Origin of the sequence: Sandaracinobacter neustonicus (assembly GCF_006385875.1) — a bacterium.
In the GTDB taxonomy this organism is placed as follows: Bacteria; Pseudomonadota; Alphaproteobacteria; order Sphingomonadales; family Sphingomonadaceae; genus Sandaracinobacteroides; species Sandaracinobacteroides neustonicus.
Map to the genome: position 1 here is coordinate 77,842 of NZ_VFSU01000034.1, position 16,644 is coordinate 94,485.

20 protein-coding genes and 1 tRNA gene are annotated in these 16,644 nt (G+C 67.0%); 11 read left to right on the forward strand and 10 right to left on the reverse strand.

Going from position 1 to position 16,644, the window contains the following annotated elements; translation table 11 throughout:
* The first annotated feature begins 32 nt into the window (after positions 1-32).
* Entirely contained in the window at positions 33-389 is a 357-nt protein-coding gene (locus FJQ54_RS15610; protein WP_140929349.1) for a carboxymuconolactone decarboxylase family protein, read from the forward strand.
* Positions 390-393: 4 nt separating this feature from the next.
* Positions 394-1,029 (forward strand): SAM-dependent methyltransferase, encoded by a 636-nt coding sequence (locus FJQ54_RS15615; RefSeq protein ID WP_140929350.1) that lies wholly within the window; start codon positions 394-396, stop codon positions 1,027-1,029.
* A 6-nt stretch (positions 1,030-1,035) separates the two neighbouring features.
* Here FJQ54_RS15615 and FJQ54_RS15620 read toward each other — a convergent pair whose 3' ends face one another.
* From FJQ54_RS15620 to FJQ54_RS15630, 3 genes are all read right to left on the reverse strand, one after another.
* Entirely contained in the window at positions 1,036-1,275 is a 240-nt protein-coding gene (locus FJQ54_RS15620) for an RNA polymerase sigma factor (RefSeq protein WP_207790443.1), read from the reverse strand.
* Positions 1,276-1,490: 215 nt separating this feature from the next.
* Positions 1,491-2,066, reverse strand: a complete 576-nt coding sequence (locus FJQ54_RS15625; RefSeq protein WP_140929352.1) for a manganese efflux pump MntP — start codon at positions 2,064-2,066, stop codon at positions 1,491-1,493.
* A 224-nt stretch (positions 2,067-2,290) separates the two neighbouring features.
* Complete coding sequence (locus FJQ54_RS15630) at positions 2,291-3,280, reverse strand: NADPH:quinone oxidoreductase family protein (protein WP_140929353.1); 990 nt, start codon at positions 3,278-3,280, stop codon at positions 2,291-2,293.
* A 154-nt stretch (positions 3,281-3,434) separates the two neighbouring features.
* Here FJQ54_RS15630 and FJQ54_RS15635 point away from each other — a divergent pair, with 154 nt between their 5' ends.
* Complete coding sequence (locus FJQ54_RS15635) at positions 3,435-4,040, forward strand: murein L,D-transpeptidase catalytic domain family protein (protein WP_140929354.1); 606 nt, start codon at positions 3,435-3,437, stop codon at positions 4,038-4,040.
* Positions 4,041-4,346: 306 nt separating this feature from the next.
* Here the strand turns inward: FJQ54_RS15635 and FJQ54_RS15640 are convergent, their stop codons facing one another.
* Positions 4,347-5,045, reverse strand: a complete 699-nt coding sequence (locus FJQ54_RS15640; RefSeq protein ID WP_140929355.1) for an RlmE family RNA methyltransferase — start codon at positions 5,043-5,045, stop codon at positions 4,347-4,349.
* Entirely contained in the window at positions 5,042-6,238 is a 1,197-nt protein-coding gene (locus FJQ54_RS15645; protein ID WP_408006042.1) for a Ppx/GppA phosphatase family protein, read from the reverse strand. The genes FJQ54_RS15640 and FJQ54_RS15645 overlap by 4 nt, the downstream gene beginning before the upstream one ends.
* A gap of 198 nt (positions 6,239-6,436) precedes the next feature.
* On the opposite strand from FJQ54_RS15645, the gene FJQ54_RS15650 reads away from it, so the two are divergent.
* Positions 6,437-6,512: transfer RNA gene (locus FJQ54_RS15650), tRNA-Ala, on the forward strand.
* A gap of 154 nt (positions 6,513-6,666) precedes the next feature.
* On the opposite strand, the gene FJQ54_RS15655 is transcribed toward FJQ54_RS15650, so the two are convergent.
* Entirely contained in the window at positions 6,667-6,924 is a 258-nt protein-coding gene (locus FJQ54_RS15655; RefSeq protein ID WP_140929356.1) for a DUF167 domain-containing protein, read from the reverse strand.
* Complete coding sequence (locus FJQ54_RS15660) at positions 6,921-7,838, reverse strand: acyl-CoA thioesterase (RefSeq protein ID WP_235890496.1); 918 nt, start codon at positions 7,836-7,838, stop codon at positions 6,921-6,923. Before FJQ54_RS15660 ends, FJQ54_RS15655 begins: the two co-directional genes overlap by 4 nt.
* 61 nt (positions 7,839-7,899) lie before the next feature.
* Here FJQ54_RS15660 and FJQ54_RS15665 point away from each other — a divergent pair, with 61 nt between their 5' ends.
* Positions 7,900-8,658: an NUDIX hydrolase gene (locus FJQ54_RS15665; RefSeq protein WP_140929357.1), complete on the forward strand. Its 759-nt coding sequence runs from the start codon at positions 7,900-7,902 to the stop codon at positions 8,656-8,658.
* A 29-nt stretch (positions 8,659-8,687) separates the two neighbouring features.
* Here FJQ54_RS15665 and FJQ54_RS17880 read toward each other — a convergent pair whose 3' ends face one another.
* From FJQ54_RS17880 to FJQ54_RS15680, 3 genes are all read right to left on the reverse strand, one after another.
* The gene (locus FJQ54_RS17880; RefSeq protein WP_140929358.1) at positions 8,688-9,305 is read right to left on the reverse strand and encodes a PEPxxWA-CTERM sorting domain-containing protein; all 618 of its coding nucleotides are present in this window, start codon (positions 9,303-9,305) and stop codon (positions 8,688-8,690) included.
* A gap of 152 nt (positions 9,306-9,457) precedes the next feature.
* Positions 9,458-11,005, reverse strand: coding sequence for an acyl-CoA carboxylase subunit beta (locus FJQ54_RS15675; protein WP_140929359.1), 1,548 nt, complete (start codon positions 11,003-11,005; stop codon positions 9,458-9,460).
* Positions 11,006-11,066: 61 nt separating this feature from the next.
* A complete protein-coding gene (locus FJQ54_RS15680) occupies positions 11,067-11,630 on the reverse strand; it encodes a helix-turn-helix domain-containing protein (RefSeq protein WP_140929360.1) in 564 nt (187 codons plus the stop codon).
* Positions 11,631-11,710: 80 nt separating this feature from the next.
* On the opposite strand from FJQ54_RS15680, the gene FJQ54_RS15685 reads away from it, so the two are divergent.
* The 6 genes from FJQ54_RS15685 (at position 11,711) to FJQ54_RS15710 (ending at position 16,606) form a co-directional block, all read left to right on the forward strand.
* On the forward strand, positions 11,711-12,232 hold the full coding sequence (locus tag FJQ54_RS15685) for a DUF6456 domain-containing protein (RefSeq protein ID WP_235890497.1): 522 nt from the start codon (positions 11,711-11,713) through the stop codon (positions 12,230-12,232).
* Between the two features lie 100 nt (positions 12,233-12,332).
* Positions 12,333-13,625 carry a DNA-packaging protein gene (locus FJQ54_RS15690; protein WP_408006043.1) on the forward strand — a complete coding sequence of 431 codons (1,293 nt, stop codon included), beginning with the start codon at positions 12,333-12,335 and terminating at the stop codon, positions 13,623-13,625.
* A 15-nt stretch (positions 13,626-13,640) separates the two neighbouring features.
* A complete protein-coding gene (locus tag FJQ54_RS15695; RefSeq protein WP_140929362.1) occupies positions 13,641-13,859 on the forward strand; it encodes a hypothetical protein in 219 nt (72 codons plus the stop codon).
* Complete coding sequence (locus tag FJQ54_RS15700; RefSeq protein ID WP_235890498.1) at positions 13,856-14,977, forward strand: phage portal protein; 1,122 nt, start codon at positions 13,856-13,858, stop codon at positions 14,975-14,977. Before FJQ54_RS15695 ends, FJQ54_RS15700 begins: the two co-directional genes overlap by 4 nt.
* Complete coding sequence (locus FJQ54_RS15705; protein WP_140929363.1) at positions 14,977-15,378, forward strand: HK97 family phage prohead protease; 402 nt, start codon at positions 14,977-14,979, stop codon at positions 15,376-15,378. The genes FJQ54_RS15700 and FJQ54_RS15705 overlap by 1 nt, the downstream gene beginning before the upstream one ends.
* 73 nt (positions 15,379-15,451) lie before the next feature.
* Positions 15,452-16,606, forward strand: coding sequence for a phage major capsid protein (locus FJQ54_RS15710; RefSeq protein ID WP_140929364.1), 1,155 nt, complete (start codon positions 15,452-15,454; stop codon positions 16,604-16,606).
* Positions 16,607-16,644 lie beyond the last annotated feature (38 nt).

The following is a 16,644-nucleotide window of genomic DNA, read 5'->3' on the forward strand; positions in this document are numbered from 1 at the left end:
CCGCCCCTCGAACGACAGAAGGAGAGACAGACATGGCACAGGATTGGCCCGGACTGATCGCGGAGATGAACCCGCAGCTGGCTGCGTTTCGCGGATTGCAGCCCGATGTGATGAAGGCCTTCGCGCAGATGGCGCAGGCCGCCACCACCACGAACGCGCTGGATACGAAAACGAAAGAGCTGATCGCACTGGGCATTTCCGTCGCGGTGCGCTGCGACCCGTGTGTGGCCTATCATGCGAAGGCAGCGGTGAAATCCGGCGCGAGCGAAGCCGAAGTGGCCGAAGCTTTGGGGCTGGCCGTTTACATGGGGGCAGGCCCCAGCGCCATGTATGCGGCCAAGGCGCTGGAAGCCACGCGCCAGTTCGCCCCCGCAGATGGCACGGCCTGAGGCGATGGCCGCAACCGACCCCGGCGCACAGGCCTTCTGGGACGCGCGCTTCGGCAACAGCGAGTGCCTTGTGTTCGGCGAAGCGCCGAACCTGTTCCTGAGCCAGCAGGCGCATCTGTTGCCGCCCGGTTCGGATGTGCTGGCCGTGGCGGATGGCGAAGGCCGCAATGGCGTTTGGCTGGCGGAACAGGGCCATCGCGTGACCGCGACCGACATTTCGCCGGTGGGGCAGGCCAAGGCCCGTGCGCTGGCCGCAAAGCGCGGCGTGACGCTGGACTTCGTGATCGCGGACCTCGACGAATGGGACTGGCCGGAAGCCGACTATGACGCGGTGGTGGCCATCTTCATCCAGTTCTTCGGTCCGGATGCGCGCGCCCGCATGTTCCAAGGCATGAAGCGCGCCGTGCGGCCGGGCGGGCTGATCCTGTTGCAGGGCTATCGCAACGAACAGCTCTCCTACGGCACCGGCGGGCCGGGGGCAGTGGAGAATCTCTATACCGAAGCGCTGCTGCGCGAGTTGTTCGCGGACTGGCAGATCGAGCACCTCGCCGTGCACGACAGCGCGCTTGCGGAAGGCCCGGCCCACAACGGCATGTCGGCGCTGATCGACCTTGTCGCGCGGCGTCCTGCAAACGGCTGAGGTTCGTTACTGCGGCAGGCGCGACGGCAGGGTGCGGGGCGGCATATGCTCGATCCCTGCGCGCACACGCGTCAGCCGCGCGCGGGCGATGATCACCTCGTCCTGAATGGGCGCGGTGTCGCTCAGCGCCTCCAGCCCCTCGTCGCCGTCGGCCGCGCCCCACAGCTTTTCCCGCCGCCAGGCATCCCGGCCCCGGGCCTCCGCAGTCCGCAACAGATAGGCTTCCACATTGTCGGGGCCGCACATCGCCCGCCGCAAGGCTCACATAGGCCCCTTGCAGCAGATCATCGCAATCCACCCGGCGCGTCAGCCGTTCCACCTGCGCCAGCAGCCCGGTCCAGCCCGCCCACAGGCGATTCGCCGACATCTTCTGGAATTCGTCATGATCGCCATCAGCCAGGGGGCAGCGCCGCCAGGCGCAGTTGCAGTCAGTTTCATGACATCCGGCAGTAAGCCTGATCTCAGAGACCGGGCAGCCAGCCCATATGCTCGCCCAGAATGATGAGGCCGATAGAGATCAGCGCGATGCCGCCCAACAGTTCCGCCTTTTTGCCGAAGCGCACGCCCACGGCCGCGCCGATCAGCATGCCGATGGTCGTCAGCACAAAGGTGGAGACGCCGATGGCGGCGGCCACCACCCAGATGTTCACGCCGATGAAGGCAAGGCCCACGCCGACAGCCGCCGCGTCGATGCTGGTGCCGATGGCCGTCAGCACCAGCCCCAGCGGCCCACCGCGTTTCGGCGTGTCCGCTTCCTCTGCGTCTGGTGCCTCGAACGATTCCTTGATCATGTGGCCGCCCACCAGCGCCAGCAGCACGAAGGCGATCCAATGGTCGATCGCCTGCACATAGCTCGCCGCGAACGAGCCCAGCGCATAGCCGATCAGCGGGGTGATCGCTTCGATGATGCCGAACACCAGCCCCCATTTCAGCGCGACGGGCCATGTGGGGCGGTGCGCCGCGCCACGCCCCACGGCGGCGGCGAAGGCATCGGTGGACATGCTGAGCGACAGGATGAGGATGGCAATCGGGGTCATTGAGGGCAGGCTCCTCCGGGCGGGCGAGACACGCGCCCACCTCCGCCCGGTGCGGCGGTGGACGGCGATGGTCTCGCAACGCGGGCCTGCCTTTTCGGGCCGGTCCGCTGATGGTGCCACGCGGGCGGATCGGGATCCGGCCACGAGCCTGTTGACACCACCCCGGCTGTCTCGCCGGATGCTACTCCCCAACGGGTGACGCGCTCCTACCGCCCGGCCGCCGTTCAGGCAAGCCCTTCGCCGCCCACCAGCAGCACGGCTTTGCCGCAGCCTTGCCCGGAAATGGCGGCGTTCAGCGCCGCGCCGAAATCCGCGAAGTCATGCACCGTGCCGACGGCCGGGCGGATGCGCCCGTCTGCCGCCATCGCAAGCAGCTCTGCCATCTGCCCCGGCACTTCGCGGCCGTCGAACAATATGTGCTGTCGCACATCCACGCCGATCAGCGCCGCGCCCTTCATCAGCGTGAGGTTCGCGGGCAGCGCCGGGATCGGCCCGCCGACAAAACCCACCACCAGATGCCGCCCGCGCCAGTGCAGGGAACGGAAGGCCAGTTCGAACAGTGGGCCGCACACGGGATCGAACACGACATCCGGACCCTTTCCGCCGCAGGCCGCCTTCAGCCGATCCCGCCAGCCGTCCTGCGCAGTGTCGATCACCGCGTCCGCGCCTTGCGCCAGCGCGAAGTCGCGCTTGTCTGCCGCGGAGGCCGCCGCCACCACCTTTGCCCCCAACGCCTTGCCCAATTGCACCGCAGCCGAGCCGACTCCGCCCGCCGCGCCCAGCACCAGCAGCGTTTCCCCGGCGGTCAGCCGGGCGCGATCCTTCAGCCCGTGCAGCGCCGTCAGGTAATTCAGCGGCAGCGCGGCGGCTTCCGCGAAAGGCAGCCGGTCCGGGATGGGCCAGACCATCGGCGCAGGCGCGACGGCCAGTTCGGCGAAGCCGCGCCCGGCCATCGCCGTCACGCGCTGGCCGACGGCAAGGCCCGTCACGCCTTCGCCCAGCGCCGCCACCACGCCCGCCACTTCCTGCCCCGGCACATGCGGCAGCGGCGGCTTCACCTGATAGCGCCCCAGCGCCACCAGCGAATCCACATAGCCCACGCCGCAGGCCGCCACCCGGATCAGCACCTGTCCCGGCCCGGCTTCGGGTTCCGGCACCTCGCGCTCGGCATAGCTGGCGAGGGACTCGAGAGTTTCAGCGACAATGGCCCGCATGGTCTGCTCCTGCCGGAAAAGGCCTGCCTAGCGCGGCCGGCCCATACGGAGACCCTGCGAAAAGCAGCAAGACTGCACGGCCCGCCGATGCTGTCACACGGCCTGCCGACAGGCCCTTGCCCCCGGACGCCTTCATACTTTTATCTTGGCGGCAATGAACGGTCGCCATCTCTCCATGTCCCGCCGGGCCCTGCTCGGTGCCGCCGCTGCCCTCGGCGCGGCCCCCGCGCTTGCTGCCCCGCAGCGCAGCCTCGCCGATGTCGCGCGCGAGGGTTTGCAGAAGCACGGCAACGCCACCCTGCATCGCGATCTGGTCGGAATCGCCGATTTCGCATCGCCCTCGCGGTCGCCGCGCTTCTATCTGGTGGACATGGCCAGTGGCCGCGCCAGCAGCCATCTCGTCAGCCACGGTCGTGGCTCCGACCCCGATCACAGCGGCTGGGTGGAGCGCTTCTCCAACGATTTCGGCTCTAACGCCTCCTCGCCGGGCGGCTATCTCACCGCCGACTATTATTCCGGCAAGCATGGCCGCTCGCAGCGGCTGATCGGGCTGGAGGCCAGCAACAACAATGCCGAAGCCCGCGCCATCGTGATCCACGGGGCCTGGTATGTCTCTGACGCGATGGCGCGCCAGCATGGCAAGATCGGCCGATCCGAAGGCTGCTTTGCCTTCGATGAAGGCAATGGCAGCCTGAACGAAGTGCTGGCCCGGCTGGGGCCAGGGCGGCTGCTTTATGCCGGGCGGTTCGATATCGCCTGAGGAGGCGGGGCACTGTTGCCCCTTCGTTCTTACCCCGGACTTGATCCGGGGCCTCGCTTTTCTGCTCCAACATTGTCGAAAAACAGCTGGACCCCGGATCAAGTCCGGCGTGATGGTTGTTGGGATGTTGGTGGATCAGGCCAACCGGTGACACCCCCTCTCCAACTCTCCCCCTTACAGGGGGAGAGGGCTGCGGTGCGCCGCAGGCAATCGAATCTGATCACCCTCACGGAACAGGAGTTGCGGCGCGACGTGAATTTTGAGGGTGCAGGGAAATCATTTCCCTGCCGGCCGGAGGCAATCAGCCTACCCCTGCGCGTCGGTCTTGCGGCCCATGGCGACCAGATAGGTTTCGCTGGATTCTTTGCGGCTGGCAGGGGGTTTGGCGTGGCGGACGCTTTCGAAGCGGCGTTTCAGTTCTGCGACCAGCGGGCCTTCAGCGCCGCCGCCCAGCACCTTGGCGACGAAGGTGCCGCCGGGGCGGAGGACGCGGACGGCGAAGTCTGCTGCGGCTTCCACCAGCGCCATGGTGCGCAGATGGTCTGTGGGGGGGTGGCCGACGGTGTTTGCGGCCATGTCTGACATCACGAGGTCGGCCTGGCCGCCCATCAGCTCGATGAGTTTGTCGTCCATGCCGTCTGCGAGGAAGTCGCCCTGAACGAAATTCAGGCCCGCGAGTGGCTCGATTTCGAGCAGGTCTATGCCGACGACGGTGGTTTTGGGGCGGCGTTTCAGCACGACCTGACTCCAGCTGCCGGGGGCAGCGCCGAGGTCTACGACGCGGTCTGCGCCTTGGAGCAGATCGAAGCGTTCATCGAGTTCGATCAGCTTGAAGGCGGCGCGGGCGCGCCAGCCTTCGAGTTGGGCGCGTTTCACATAAGGGTCGTTCAGTTGCCGTTCGAGCCAGCGGGCAGAGCTGTTGGAGCGTCCGCGCCGGGATTTCAACCGGGTGCGGCCGCCGAGCGACCGGCCGCCGGTGCGGCCGCCGCCGCTGCGCCCTGTCATGGCCGTGCTGCCCGTGCGCTGTCTGGGCGGCGGTTTTGCCTTGCCCTGTTGTCCCGGGGGGTGGTTTTGCCTCTGTCGTCTCGGGCCATCATGCTTCTGAGGATTCCTTCGCGAATGCCCCGGTCTGCGACGCGCAATTGTGGGGCGCTTCCCAGATCGATCAGGGCTTCCAGGATGGCGGCGCCGGCGACCACCAGATCGGCGCGATCCGTGCCGATGCCGGGGATCAGCGCCCGTTCGTCCGGGGCTTTTACGGCGAGGTCGTGGCTGAGCGCAACCAGATCGGCGGTGGTGGCGAGCGAGCCGTCCACCTGCCTGCGATCATATTGCGGGAGGCCCATGTTCAGGCTGGCGAGCGTGGTGACCGTGCCGGATGCGCCGAGCAGTTGCACTTCGCCCTTCAGCCGCGCCTTCAGCGGGGCGAGATGCTCTGCCACGCGCGCTTTCATGCGCTGATAGGCTTCCAGCCGCCTTGTGGGGTTGCCGGCATCGAGCGGTTCGGTTTCCCCCAGCGAAACGACGCCCCATGGAACACTGATCCAGCAATCCATGCGGATGGAGGGCGGCTGGTTGCGGCCGCCGTTCACCCGTTCCAGCAGGACGACCTCTGTGGAGCCGCCGCCGATATCGAACACCAGCGTGCGGCGGGCTTTTGGATCGATGAGGGTCTGGCAGCCGAGCACGGCCAGCCGGGCTTCTTCCGCCGGGGTGATCACGTCCAGCGCGAGGCCGGTTTCCTCGTAGACGCGACGGACGAATTCCGCGCCATTTTCCGCGCGGCGGCAGGCTTCTGTGGCGACGCTGCGGACCTGGATGACGCCGCGCCGTTGCAGTTTATCGGCGCAGGCGGCCAGCGCGGCGACGGCGCGGTCCATTGCGGCATCGGACAGGCGGCCCGATTGCATCAGCCCTTCGCCCAGCCGGACGATTCGGGAGAAGGCATCTATCACCTGAAATTCGGTTTCACCCGCCGGACCGGGGATGCGGCGGGCGATCAAAAGGCGGCAATTGTTGGTGCCGAGATCCAGTGCGGCGAACGGCCCGCGCGGGTTGTTGCCCTGTCGTGAATCCAGCCGGGAATCCGGTTCCCGCAGCATGCGCCGTTCGGCGGCCTGTGCCCGCCCGTTTCGCGGTTGTTCCGCGCCATTGGTGCCAATGCTGGCACCGCTGCCGGGCGTGGTGCCGGCTCGCATCTCCGCCATCGTCGTCGTCCTGTCCCGCCGGAAGCCGGATGAGGCTTCAGGCACTTGCAGCCAAGCTAGCATGGGAATGGGGATTAACAAGGCCCGGTTCCGCCGGGAGAAGCGGCTGGCGCGCAACAGCCCATTGCATCGGCCCGGACTCGTCGTTATAGGCCCGGCTTCCCAAGGCCTGGGCCCTCGGCGATGAACGGGGACGTAGCTCAGATGGGAGAGCGCAGCAATCGCACTGCTGAGGTCAGGGGTTCGATCCCCCTCGTCTCCACCAGGCCCTTTTGGATTTCGAAATCTGCGCGGGTTTGCGACCATTCGCAGCCTTTGCAGTCTTCATCCCGACCCGCCGGTCTGATGTGCCGATTATTGCCTATGCTGAACGGGCGCGGGAAATGATCAGGCGGTGAACAGCGCCTCCGGCACTGTCGTCAAGCCTTTGATTCGAATCCGTTTGAAGCGGGCGAACCCGCCGGATACCAGTTCCACGTCGCGGCGCGCCACACCGCAGCGTTCGGCCAGAAAGGCCAGCGGCGTTCGGTCGCTTTGCCATCCTCTGGCGGGGCCGCCACATCCACTTGCAGGAGGCCGCCCTTGATGCCGCGAATGCGGTCTGTGCGGGCGCCGGGGCGGGCTTTTACGTTGATGAGGAGGTCTGTGCCTTCGATGCGGATCGCGGCTTCGATCATGCGTCCCGGATGCGCAGGAGGGCTTCCTGTGCGGTGCTGGCGACCAGTGTGCCGTCTTCGGCGTAGATCAGGGCGCGGGAGAGGCCGCGACCGGCTTGGGCCGACGGGCTTTCGCAGGCGAACAGCAGCCATTCATCGGCGCGTGCGGGGCGGAGGAACCACATCGCATGATCGAGGCTGGCCATGAACAGGCTGGGGCTGGGCATGGGCAATGTGTGGGGGAGCGCCGCCGTGCCCGCGAGCCAGTAATCCGACAAATAGGCGAGCAGGGCCGCCTGTTCGGCCGGGCCTGCGCCTGCGCCGCTGGGCAGGCGCATCCAGATCGCGCGGTTGGCGGGGCCTTCGGGCTGTTGCAGGAAGGAGCGGGGGTTGGCGGGTTTGACTTCGATCGTGCCCAACTGCCCGCGCCAGCGGACGCGGATCCAGTCCGGCAGTTCGGCGGCCATGGTGTCGGCGAGTTCGGGCAGGGTCAGCAGATCGTCCGGACGGGGGATGCCGGGGGGTAGCTGCGCCTGATGATCATAGCCGCGTTCCTCTGCGTGGAAGCTGCATTCCATGTGGAAGATCGGCTCGCCTTCCTGCACGGCGGTGACGCGGCGGGTGGAGAAGCGGCCGCCGTCTCGGGTGCGGTCCACCTGATAGATGGCGGGGGCATGGGCGCGGCCCGCGCGCAGGAAATAGCCGTGCAGCGAGTGGACGCTGCGCGCGCCGCCTGCACCGGAGCCTTCCCCCACCGTTGCGATGGCGGCCATGAGCGCTTGTGCCAGCACCTGACCGCCGAACAGCGCGTCATTCGCGTTGCGATGGTTCAACCGGTTGCGGAACAGATCCCGATCAAGCCGCTCCAGCGCCAGCAGTGCCCGCGCGTCGCGTCCGTCCCACTGCAGCGCGGTTGGCTGAATCGACTCTTCCACCTGAAACCCCCGAAAAATCTGCGGCGACACCTGCCGGAGGTCTTCCTAATAGTATCCGGCAATGACCAGTCCAGACCCTGCAGGCGCGATTGCCGCCGCCACCGTGATCGTTGTGCGCGATGGCGCCGACGGACTTGAGATTTTGGCGATCGAGCGGGCGAAGGGAATGGGGTTCGCCGGTGGAGCGATCGCCTTTCCGGGCGGCAAGGTCGATCCGGGTGATGCGCCTTCCACGGAGGCCTTTATCGGATTTGCCGGGCTTGCGCCCGATGACGCGATTGCCCGGGTGGCTGCCGCGCGCGAAGCGTTTGAGGAATCCGGCATCCTGTTTTCCGCCGGGCCGGTGGTGGATCATGGCACGCGCACCCGGCTTCGGCCTGCCTCAGACAGCCATGCGATCGGCTTTGCGGAATTGCTGGGTGAGATCGGGCACAGTCTGGATGCCGCCGTGCTGCGGCCTTTTGCGCGCTGGTTGCCGCCGATGGGGCTGCACAAAAGGTTCGACACGCGCTTTTATGTGGCGGCTTTGCCCGAGGGCGAGGTGATGCTGGCGGATGGGCATGAGGCCGTGCATGCGCGCTGGGCCACACCTGCGCTGTTGCTGCGGGAAGCGGACGAGGGGCTGATCAGCCTGTTGTTTCCCACCCGCTGCAACATTGCGCGGTTGGGGCAGTTTGCCAGTGCGGCGGCGTTGCTGGCGGATGAGACTCCGCCGCCGTTCGTTCAGCCTGACATATTGGAGGATGGCTGGCTGAGCATTCCTGAGGGGATCGGCTATCCCTATGTTCGGGAGCGGCTGGAGCGGGTGCGCCGGGAGTAGGGGCGGGCTGCCGGCCCGCCCGGAGTTGGTCAGGCCGGGCGTTTGCGACGGCGGGCTGCGCCGCCGACGAGGCCGAAGCCAGCGATCATCATGGCCCAGGCTGCCGGTTCCAGGGCAGGGTCATATTCGATGAAGCCGACTTCCTGTGCGATGAAGCGGGCATCGTCATAGTCATTGTCGCCGCCGCCCTGCATGTCTTCGAAGCCGATCGCTGCATATTGGATGCGGGCGAACCATTTGCCGCCGATACGGTTTCCGCCGTTGTAGGCGTCGGCATAGAGGTGGTTGAGGCCATCGGAGTTCAGCGAGGAGTTCGAGAAATAGGTCTCTCCGGTGTTGGTGACATCAAGATAGAAGGAGATGCTGGAGCCTGCCTCGACCCAACCATAGTTCCATGTGGTGCCGCGGGCCACTTTGTTGCTGAGGCTGAGGCCGAGATCGACGCCGTTCACGACGACGCCGAGATAGCTTTTGTAGCCCGCCGTGCTGCCCACGAAGCTGATGAGCAGATCGCCATCGGTGAGCTTTTCGAAGCTGTAGCTTTTGCTGATGGCGACGCCGGGGTTGCTGTAGATGAGGCCCGCAGCCTGAGCGGACGTGCCCGCAAGTGCGGACATGATGCAGATTGCCGTCAGTCGCTTGCGCATTTCGTTTCCTCTGTCGATGAAGAAGACCCGTTGCAGTGCAGCAAGAAGTGTGCCGAACAGGGTTAACGCCGCTAAGCGGTTGGTTAGTTTGCGATCCTGATACGAAAGAATTGGCAGTGTTTAGGCCACACTGTCAAAATCCCTTACAATTCTTAGGGGCGCAGGCCTCTGGCCTTTGCGCCGGGCTTTAATGCCCTTTGGGCGGTTGCGGCGAAGGCGCACAATTCTTCCCGCGTTTCTTCGGGTGCGATGATCGCTTCGACGCCGAAGCGTTCGGCCGTTCGGAAGGGGCTGCGCACGCGTTCAAGCCGGGCGCGGATTTCGGCGAGTTTCGCAGCTCGATCCTCGGCGGCATCCAGTTCGCTTTTGTAGGCGGCTTCCAGCCCGCCTGCGATGGGGAGGCTGCCCCAGTCTCCGCTGGGCCATGCCATGCGCCAGCGGAACCGGTCTGCCGGGGCGTGGGCGGAGCCGGCCATGCCATAGGCCTTGCGCAGGATCACGGTCGCCCAGGGCACGCTGGCCTGATAGATGGCGGCCAGCGTGCGGCTCCCCCAGCGGATGGTGGCCTCGTCTTCGGCGCGCCGCCCGATCAGGAAGCCGGGGTTGTCCACCAGATGCACGACGGGCAGGTGGAAGGTATCGGCGAGGTCCACCATGCGTTCGACCTTGCGGGCGGTTGCGGCTGTCCACAGGCCGCCCAGCGCTTCGGGGTTGGAGGCGATTACCGCCACGGCATAGCCATCGAGCCGGGCGAGGCCGGTGACGACGCCCAGCCCCCATTCCCGGCCGATTTCGAACCAGCTGCCTTTATCGACAATGGCTTCGACGATGGGGCGGATGGGGTAGAGGCGGCGCGAATCGCGCGGGACGGCGTCGTTCAGCCACGATTCGCGGCGGGCAGGGCGATCACGGCCCTTCACCCGCGCGGGGAGTTTATCGACGCTGGAGGGCAGATAGCTGAGGAAGCGGCGGAGGCGTTCGAACGCTTCCGCTTCTGAGCCGACCCTGTCATCCACGGCGCCGTTGCGGGCGTGGATGGCGGCCCCGCCGAGATCTTCCTTGGTGCGGACTTCGCCTGCGGCGGCGACGACCGGCGGACCAGCGACGAACATTTGCGACAGGCCATCGACCAGCAGGCTGTAGTGGGCCATGACCATGCGCCCGGCCCCCAGACCGGCGACCGGGCCCAGGCCGAGCGCCACCACCGGCACTTGCGACATGTTGGCGACCATTGCTTCCCAGCCGGGGATTTCGGGGATGTAGGTGTGGCCCATGTTTTCGAGCGTTTTGACCGAGCCGCCGCCGCCGGTGCCCTCGATCATGCGGATGAGCGGCATGCGATATTCGGTGGCGAGACGTTCCGCTTCGAGCAGCTTGCGGTGGAGGGCGGCGTCTGCCGCGCCGCCGCGCACGGTGAAATCGTCTGCGGTGACGACGACGGGGCGGCCGTCTATCTCTGCGCGGCCGAACAGGAAGTTGGCGGGGAGGAATGCCTGCATCTCCCCTTCCGGGCCGTAGCTGGCGAAGCCTGACAGCTCGCCGATTTCACGGAAGGTGCCGGAATCGGCCACTGCCGCGATTCGGGCGCGAACATCCATTCGGCCTGCCGCAGCTTGACGAGCGAGTTTGTCTGGGCCGCCCATCTGCCGGGCCAGATGTTGCCGCTGACGCAGCTCTTCGATTTCAGAATCCCATCCCATGGCCCAAGCATAGTGGGAGATACGGGGCCGCCAAGCCTCTCTGTAGTAGGGTGTTTTGCGGTTAGAGGCGGCGGATGAGGGAGTGGACGCGGGCGATCCATGGGGCGTCTGCGATGACGGTTTGCCGGGCGCCGGGGCGGGCTGGGAGCAGGTGCAGGCGGTTGCCTTCGGTGGCGACGAGGCGGCCGAAGATGAAGCGGCCGACCTGACGCGGGATGAGGACATCCGTGTTGACGGCCTCTGCGAAGCGATCCGGCGGGAGTTGTTCGAGCCAGAGTTGATCCCCGGCGCGGTAATCGCCCTGCGAATCGCGGACCATGAGGCCGATGGTGCCTGCGAGCGGGGTGGGGGCGTGGATCTGCAGCTGTTCGCTGAGCGGTTGTGCGCCATCGGCCGTGAGTTGGGCGGCGACGGCGATGGCGGTGTCGCCTTCTTGCGCGATGAGTTCGCGCGGTTCGACTTGCAGGGCGACCGCGAGCTTTTCGATCCATGGCACGGTGAGTTGGCGGGTGCCGGTTTCGAGGCGGCCGATTGTGACCGCCGTGGTTGGTGGCGAGCAGAGGGCGGCGACTTCGGCCAATGTAAGCCCGCGCGATTTGCGGATTTCCCTGAGGCGGCTCATCATTTGAAAAGTCTCCGGTTTGATTCTGTCCTACAGAATGACCAATATGGCAGTTCGGACGCTCTGTCGAGAGGAGTGGTGCCATGGTGGATGCAATTGACTATCCAAATCGGGTGATCGGGCGGCGGGTGTTGCCGCCTTCGGACGCGGTGGACCGGCAGCTGGTAGCGGTGAATCTGACCGAATCGCCTGTTGGCTGGTTGGCACGGCGGGGGATGCTGACGCCGGTGCAGGTGGCGGCCGCCGAGCGGCTACGTGCCGATCATGGCCGGGCGGGGCTGGCGGCGCGGGTAACGATGCGCTGGGACCCTTCGCCGGGCGGGCGGTCTGACGGCTGGCGCGATGGGGCGCATGCGCAATCGCTGGGGGCGATCGATGCGAAGCGGCGGTTTGATGCGGCGCTGGCGGCTGTTGGGCCGGGATTGTCCGACATTCTGTGGCGGGTGGCTTGCGAGGGCGAGGGGCTGGCGGATGCGGAGCGGGGGCTGGGGTGGCCGGTGCGGGCGGGGAAGCTGGTGCTGGGACTGGCATTGGATCGGTTGGCGGCTTTCTATGAAAACCAATATGGTAAAATTCATCTTGACAATCGTGACGGTCTGGATTAGAGATTCGGGCATGCTCCGAAATTGCGACTGAGGGGTTGCGGCGGGCGGGTTGGTGCTTCCGGGGCGAAAGGCGGGCGGGGTGATGCGCGGGCTTTCGTTGATGGAGCGCTTTGCCCGGTTGCCTGTTGGCCGGCGTGCGGGACTGTTGACCGATCTGGATACTTCCCGGCGGCTGGGGCTGATGCGGGCATGGGGCTGGACGGCGCGACCGGCGCAGCTGGCACCTGACGGGGACTGGTCCCTGTGGTTGATCCTTGCCGGGCGCGGCTTTGGCAAGACCCGCGCTGGAGCGGAATGGGTGGCGGCGCAGGCGCGCCGCCACCCTGGTGCGCGCATCGCTCTGGTGGGGCAGACGGCCAAGGACGGGCTTGGGGTGATGATCGAGGGCGAGTCTGGCTTGCTGGCGGTGGGGGGAGGCGGGTTCAGGCCGGTGTGGCAGGCGGGGCGGCGGACGTTGTTGTGGCCGAACGGGGCGCGGGCGACGCTGTTTTCGGCCTTGGAGCCGGACCAGTTGCGCGGGCCGCAGTTTCATTTCGCCTGGTGCGATGAGTTGGGGGCCTGGCCGAATGCGAGGGAGACACTGGACATGCTGCGGATGGGGCTGCGGCTGGGCAGCCATCCGCGCATTGTCGCGACGACGACGCCCCGGCCGATTCCGCTGCTGCGGGATTTGATGAAGGCGCCGGGCACCGTGGTGACGCGCGGCTCGACGTTCGACAACCGGGCGCATCTGCCGGGGCAGTATCTGGCGGATGTGACGCTAAATTATGGCGGCACCTCTTTGGGGCGGCAGGAGCTGCTGGGGGAGTTGCTGGAGGCGCGCGAGGGCGCGTTGTGGACGCTGGACGGCCTGGATCGCTGCCGGGAGGCCGAGGTGCCGTCGCTGGTTCGGGTGGTGGTGGGGGTGGACCCGCCCGCCGGGCCGGGCGGGTGTGGGATCGTGGTGGCCGGGCTGGATGCCGACGGTGTGGCGCATGTGGTGGCGGATGCCAGCCTGTCTGCCGTTTCGCCGGAGGTGTGGGCGGCTGCGGTGGCGAGCGCCTATCGGCGGTTCGAGGCGGACCGGGTTGTGGCGGAAGTGAACAACGGCGGGGCGATGGTGGAAACGGTGCTGAAGGCGGCGTGCCGGGAATTGCCGTTGAAGCAGGTGCGGGCGGCCAAGGGCAAGGTGGCCCGGGCGGAGCCGGTGGCGGCTTTGTATGGCGCGGGCCGGGTTCGGCATGCGGGGGCGTTTCCGCAGCTGGAAGATGAGATGTGCGGGCTGATTTCGGGCGGCGGCTATGTGGGGCCGGGGAGTTCGCCGGATCGGGCCGATGCGCTGGTTTGGGCATTGACGGAATTGCTGCTGGGGCGGCCGGGCGCGGGGCCCGGCCTGCGGATGCTGGCGGACTGACGGGAGACCTGGAACATGGAACCTTTCTGGACGCAGGAGCCCTGGGCTTCTGCGCTGAGCTGGGCGCGCCTGCGCCTGACCGAAAGTTCGACCTGGGTCGGCTTTGCGACGATCGCGGTGGTGCTTGGGTCTGATCCGATGCAGGCGCATGGGCTGGCGCAGGCGATTTCGCTGATCATTGGTGGAGGGCTGGTGACGCTGGGACCAGACGGCAAGCGCGGAGATGATGCGTGAGCTGGGCGCGCAAGCTGTTGGGGCTGGAGGAAGCGAAGGCGCTGGCACCGCCCCGGAGTTGGCTGGGTTCGGAAGGCGGGGTGGCCGAGCCGCCGTCTGGCTATGCCGGGCAGGTGCGGGCGGCGCTGGGCAATCCGGTGGCGTTGCGGGCGATCCGGCTGGTGGCCGAGGGGCTTTCCAGTGTGAAACTGTCTGCAGCGGGTGAGGCGCATCCGGCGGTTGAGCTGCTGCCGCCTGCCTTGCTGGAGCAGCTGGCGACGCATCTGCTGCTGCATGGCAATGCCTATGTGGAAACGGGGCTGGATGCAGGCGGGCGGGCGGCGACCTTGTGGGCGCTGCGGCCTGAACGGATGCAGTTGGAGACGGATGCGCGCGGCTGGCCGCTGGGCTGGATCTATCGGGTGGGCGGGCATGTGCAGCGCTTGCCGGTTTCGGGCGATGCGGCGCGGCCGGGGCTGTTGCATCTGAAGGCGTTCGACCCGCTGGACGACCATCTGGGTTCGGGCTGTGTGGGGGCGGCGAGCGAGGGTGTTGCGCTGTTGCAGGCGGCCGGGCGCTGGAACCGATCCCTGATTGCGAATGCGGCGCGGCCTTCGGGGGCGTTGGTGCTGGACGGGGAGGATGGGCCGCTTTCCGCCGAGCAATTCTCGCGGCTGCGCGAGGAGATCGAGGCCGGGTTCCAAGGGCATCGCAATGCCGGGCGGCCGATGCTGCTGGAAGGCGGGCTGAAGTGGCAATCGCTTTCGCTGACGCCGGCCGAGATGGATTTCCAGAAGGCGCGCGAGGCGGCGGCGCGGGATGTGGCGCTGGCCTTTGGCGTGCCGCCGATGCTGCTGGGGCTGCCGGGGGATTCGACGCATGCCAATTATGCCGAGGCCAATGTGGCCTTGTGGCGGCTGACCATCTTGCCGCTGTTGAACCGGATATTGGACGGGGTTTCCCGGCATCTTTCGGTCTGGTGGCCGGGGCTGATGCTGGAGCCTGATCTGGATCTTGTGCCCGCACTTTGGGCGGATCGGGAGCGGCTGTGGCGGCATGTGGGGGCTGCCGAGTTTCTGGATGAGGATGAGAAGCGGGCGATGCTGGGGTGGGCTCCGCGTGAGGGGAGGGCCGGTTGATGGACGCACTGGTGCGGATCAGCGGCTATGTCAGCCGTTTCGACAGCGTGGACCGCGGTGGAGACATCGTGCGGCGGGCGGCGTTTCTGGGCGCGCGAGCCGATGTGCCGCTGCTGTGGCAGCATGACCCGGCCCGGCCGATCGGGCGGGTGCTGAGCCTGACCGAGGATGGTGTGGGCCTGAAGATGCTGGCCGGGGTGAGCCCGGATTGCCGCGACGGCGAGGATGCGCTGGCGCTGATGCGCAGCGGCGCGGTGGATGGATTGTCGTTCGGCTATCGCGTGAAATCTGCCAGGCCCCGGCCCGGCGGGGGGCGCGAACTGCTGAAACTGGAGCTGATCGAATGCTCGGTGGTGACGCTGCCGATGCACGGGGAGGCTCGCGTTTCGGCGGTGGGCTGAAGCGCGGTTGAAGGGGCCGGGCGACCGGCTGGAAGGGGCCCGATGGTTGGGCTCCGGTGAGGAGACATGCAGCATGGGGTATGAAACCAAGGCTGCCGCGGTGGTGACCGCGGCGGATGCGGCCGCGCAACTGGACGGTGCGGGCGCAGAGGCGCTGCGCGGCGAGCTGGATGCGCTGCGCATGGAGTTGAAACAGGATCTGGACGGGCTTTCGCGCCGGCTGGTGTCGGCTCCGCCGGTGATGGGTGGGGCGATGGCGACGCGCTCGACTGCGTTCGGCGATGCCTATCTGCGCAAGGGCATGGAAGCCGGGTTCGAGAGCAAGCGAATGTCGGTGGGCGTGGGTGGCGAAGGCGGGCTGGCGGTGCCGCTGGAGATCGACCAGCGCATCGAGACGACGCTGAAGCAGATTTCTCCGATCCGTGCTCTGGCCGATGTGGTAAAAATTGGTTCGGCCAACTATCGCAAACTGGTTGCTTCTGGCGGCTTTGCCTCTGGCTGGGTGGCCGAGACGGCGGCGCGGGCCGAGACCTCGACCCCGGTGTTTTCCGAAGTGCTGGCACCGATGGGTGAGCTGTATGCCAACCCGGCCGCCACGCAGGCGATGCTGGACGATGCGCTGTTCGATGTGGAAGGCTGGCTGGCGCAGGAAGTGGCGACCGAGTTCGCCCGTGCCGAGGGTGTGGCTTTTGTCTCTGGCAGTGGTGTTTCGCAGCCGAAGGGGTTCCTGACCTATCCGGTGGCGACGGCCGGGGATGCGACCCGCCCGTTCGGGACGCTGCAATATGTGGCGGCGGGTGCGGCCGGAGGGTTTGTCGCCTCCAACCCGCACGACAAGCTGATCGATCTGGTGCATTCGCTGCGGGCACCTTACCGGCAGGGCGCGGCCTGGGTGATGAATTCCAACACCATGGCGACGGTGCGGAAGTTCAAGGATTCGACCGGCGACTTCATCTGGAAGCCGGGCCTGCTGGAAGGGCAGGCTTCGACGCTGCTGGGCTATCCGGTGGTTGAGGTGGATGCCATGCCGGACATTGCGGCGAACAGCCTGTCCATCGGTTTTGGCCAGTTCAGGAGCGCCTATGTGATCGCAGACCGGGGCGAGACTGCCGTGCTGCGCGATCCCTATTCGAACAAGCCGTTCGTTCACTTCTATGCCACCCGACGCGTGGGCGGGGCGCTGGTGAACAGCGAGGCGCTGAAGCTGATGCGCTTCTCTGCGACCTGATCCCTTGCTGACCCCCACTTGCCGGGGGGCTTCGGCCC

Coding starts and splice junctions, on each gene's coding strand:
- FJQ54_RS15610 (WP_140929349.1), top strand. CDS start 33: ATGGCACAGGATTGGCCCGGACTGATCGCGGAGATGAACCCGCAGCTG.
- FJQ54_RS15615 (WP_140929350.1), top strand. CDS start 394: ATGGCCGCAACCGACCCCGGCGCACAGGCCTTCTGGGACGCGCGCTTC.
- FJQ54_RS15620 (WP_207790443.1), bottom strand. CDS start 1,275: ATGTGCGGCCCCGACAATGTGGAAGCCTATCTGTTGCGGACTGCGGAG.
- FJQ54_RS15625 (WP_140929352.1), bottom strand. CDS start 2,066: ATGACCCCGATTGCCATCCTCATCCTGTCGCTCAGCATGTCCACCGAT.
- FJQ54_RS15630 (WP_140929353.1), bottom strand. CDS start 3,280: ATGCGGGCCATTGTCGCTGAAACTCTCGAGTCCCTCGCCAGCTATGCC.
- FJQ54_RS15635 (WP_140929354.1), top strand. CDS start 3,435: ATGAACGGTCGCCATCTCTCCATGTCCCGCCGGGCCCTGCTCGGTGCC.
- FJQ54_RS15640 (WP_140929355.1), bottom strand. CDS start 5,045: ATGACAGGGCGCAGCGGCGGCGGCCGCACCGGCGGCCGGTCGCTCGGC.
- FJQ54_RS15645 (WP_408006042.1), bottom strand. CDS start 6,238: ATGCGAGCCGGCACCACGCCCGGCAGCGGTGCCAGCATTGGCACCAAT.
- FJQ54_RS15655 (WP_140929356.1), bottom strand. CDS start 6,924: ATGATCGAAGCCGCGATCCGCATCGAAGGCACAGACCTCCTCATCAAC.
- FJQ54_RS15665 (WP_140929357.1), top strand. CDS start 7,900: ATGACCAGTCCAGACCCTGCAGGCGCGATTGCCGCCGCCACCGTGATC.
- FJQ54_RS17880 (WP_140929358.1), bottom strand. CDS start 9,305: ATGCGCAAGCGACTGACGGCAATCTGCATCATGTCCGCACTTGCGGGC.
- FJQ54_RS15675 (WP_140929359.1), bottom strand. CDS start 11,005: ATGGGATGGGATTCTGAAATCGAAGAGCTGCGTCAGCGGCAACATCTG.
- FJQ54_RS15680 (WP_140929360.1), bottom strand. CDS start 11,630: ATGATGAGCCGCCTCAGGGAAATCCGCAAATCGCGCGGGCTTACATTG.
- FJQ54_RS15685 (WP_235890497.1), top strand. CDS start 11,711: ATGGTGGATGCAATTGACTATCCAAATCGGGTGATCGGGCGGCGGGTG.
- FJQ54_RS15690 (WP_408006043.1), top strand. CDS start 12,333: ATGGAGCGCTTTGCCCGGTTGCCTGTTGGCCGGCGTGCGGGACTGTTG.
- FJQ54_RS15695 (WP_140929362.1), top strand. CDS start 13,641: ATGGAACCTTTCTGGACGCAGGAGCCCTGGGCTTCTGCGCTGAGCTGG.
- FJQ54_RS15705 (WP_140929363.1), top strand. CDS start 14,977: ATGGACGCACTGGTGCGGATCAGCGGCTATGTCAGCCGTTTCGACAGC.
- FJQ54_RS15710 (WP_140929364.1), top strand. CDS start 15,452: ATGGGGTATGAAACCAAGGCTGCCGCGGTGGTGACCGCGGCGGATGCG.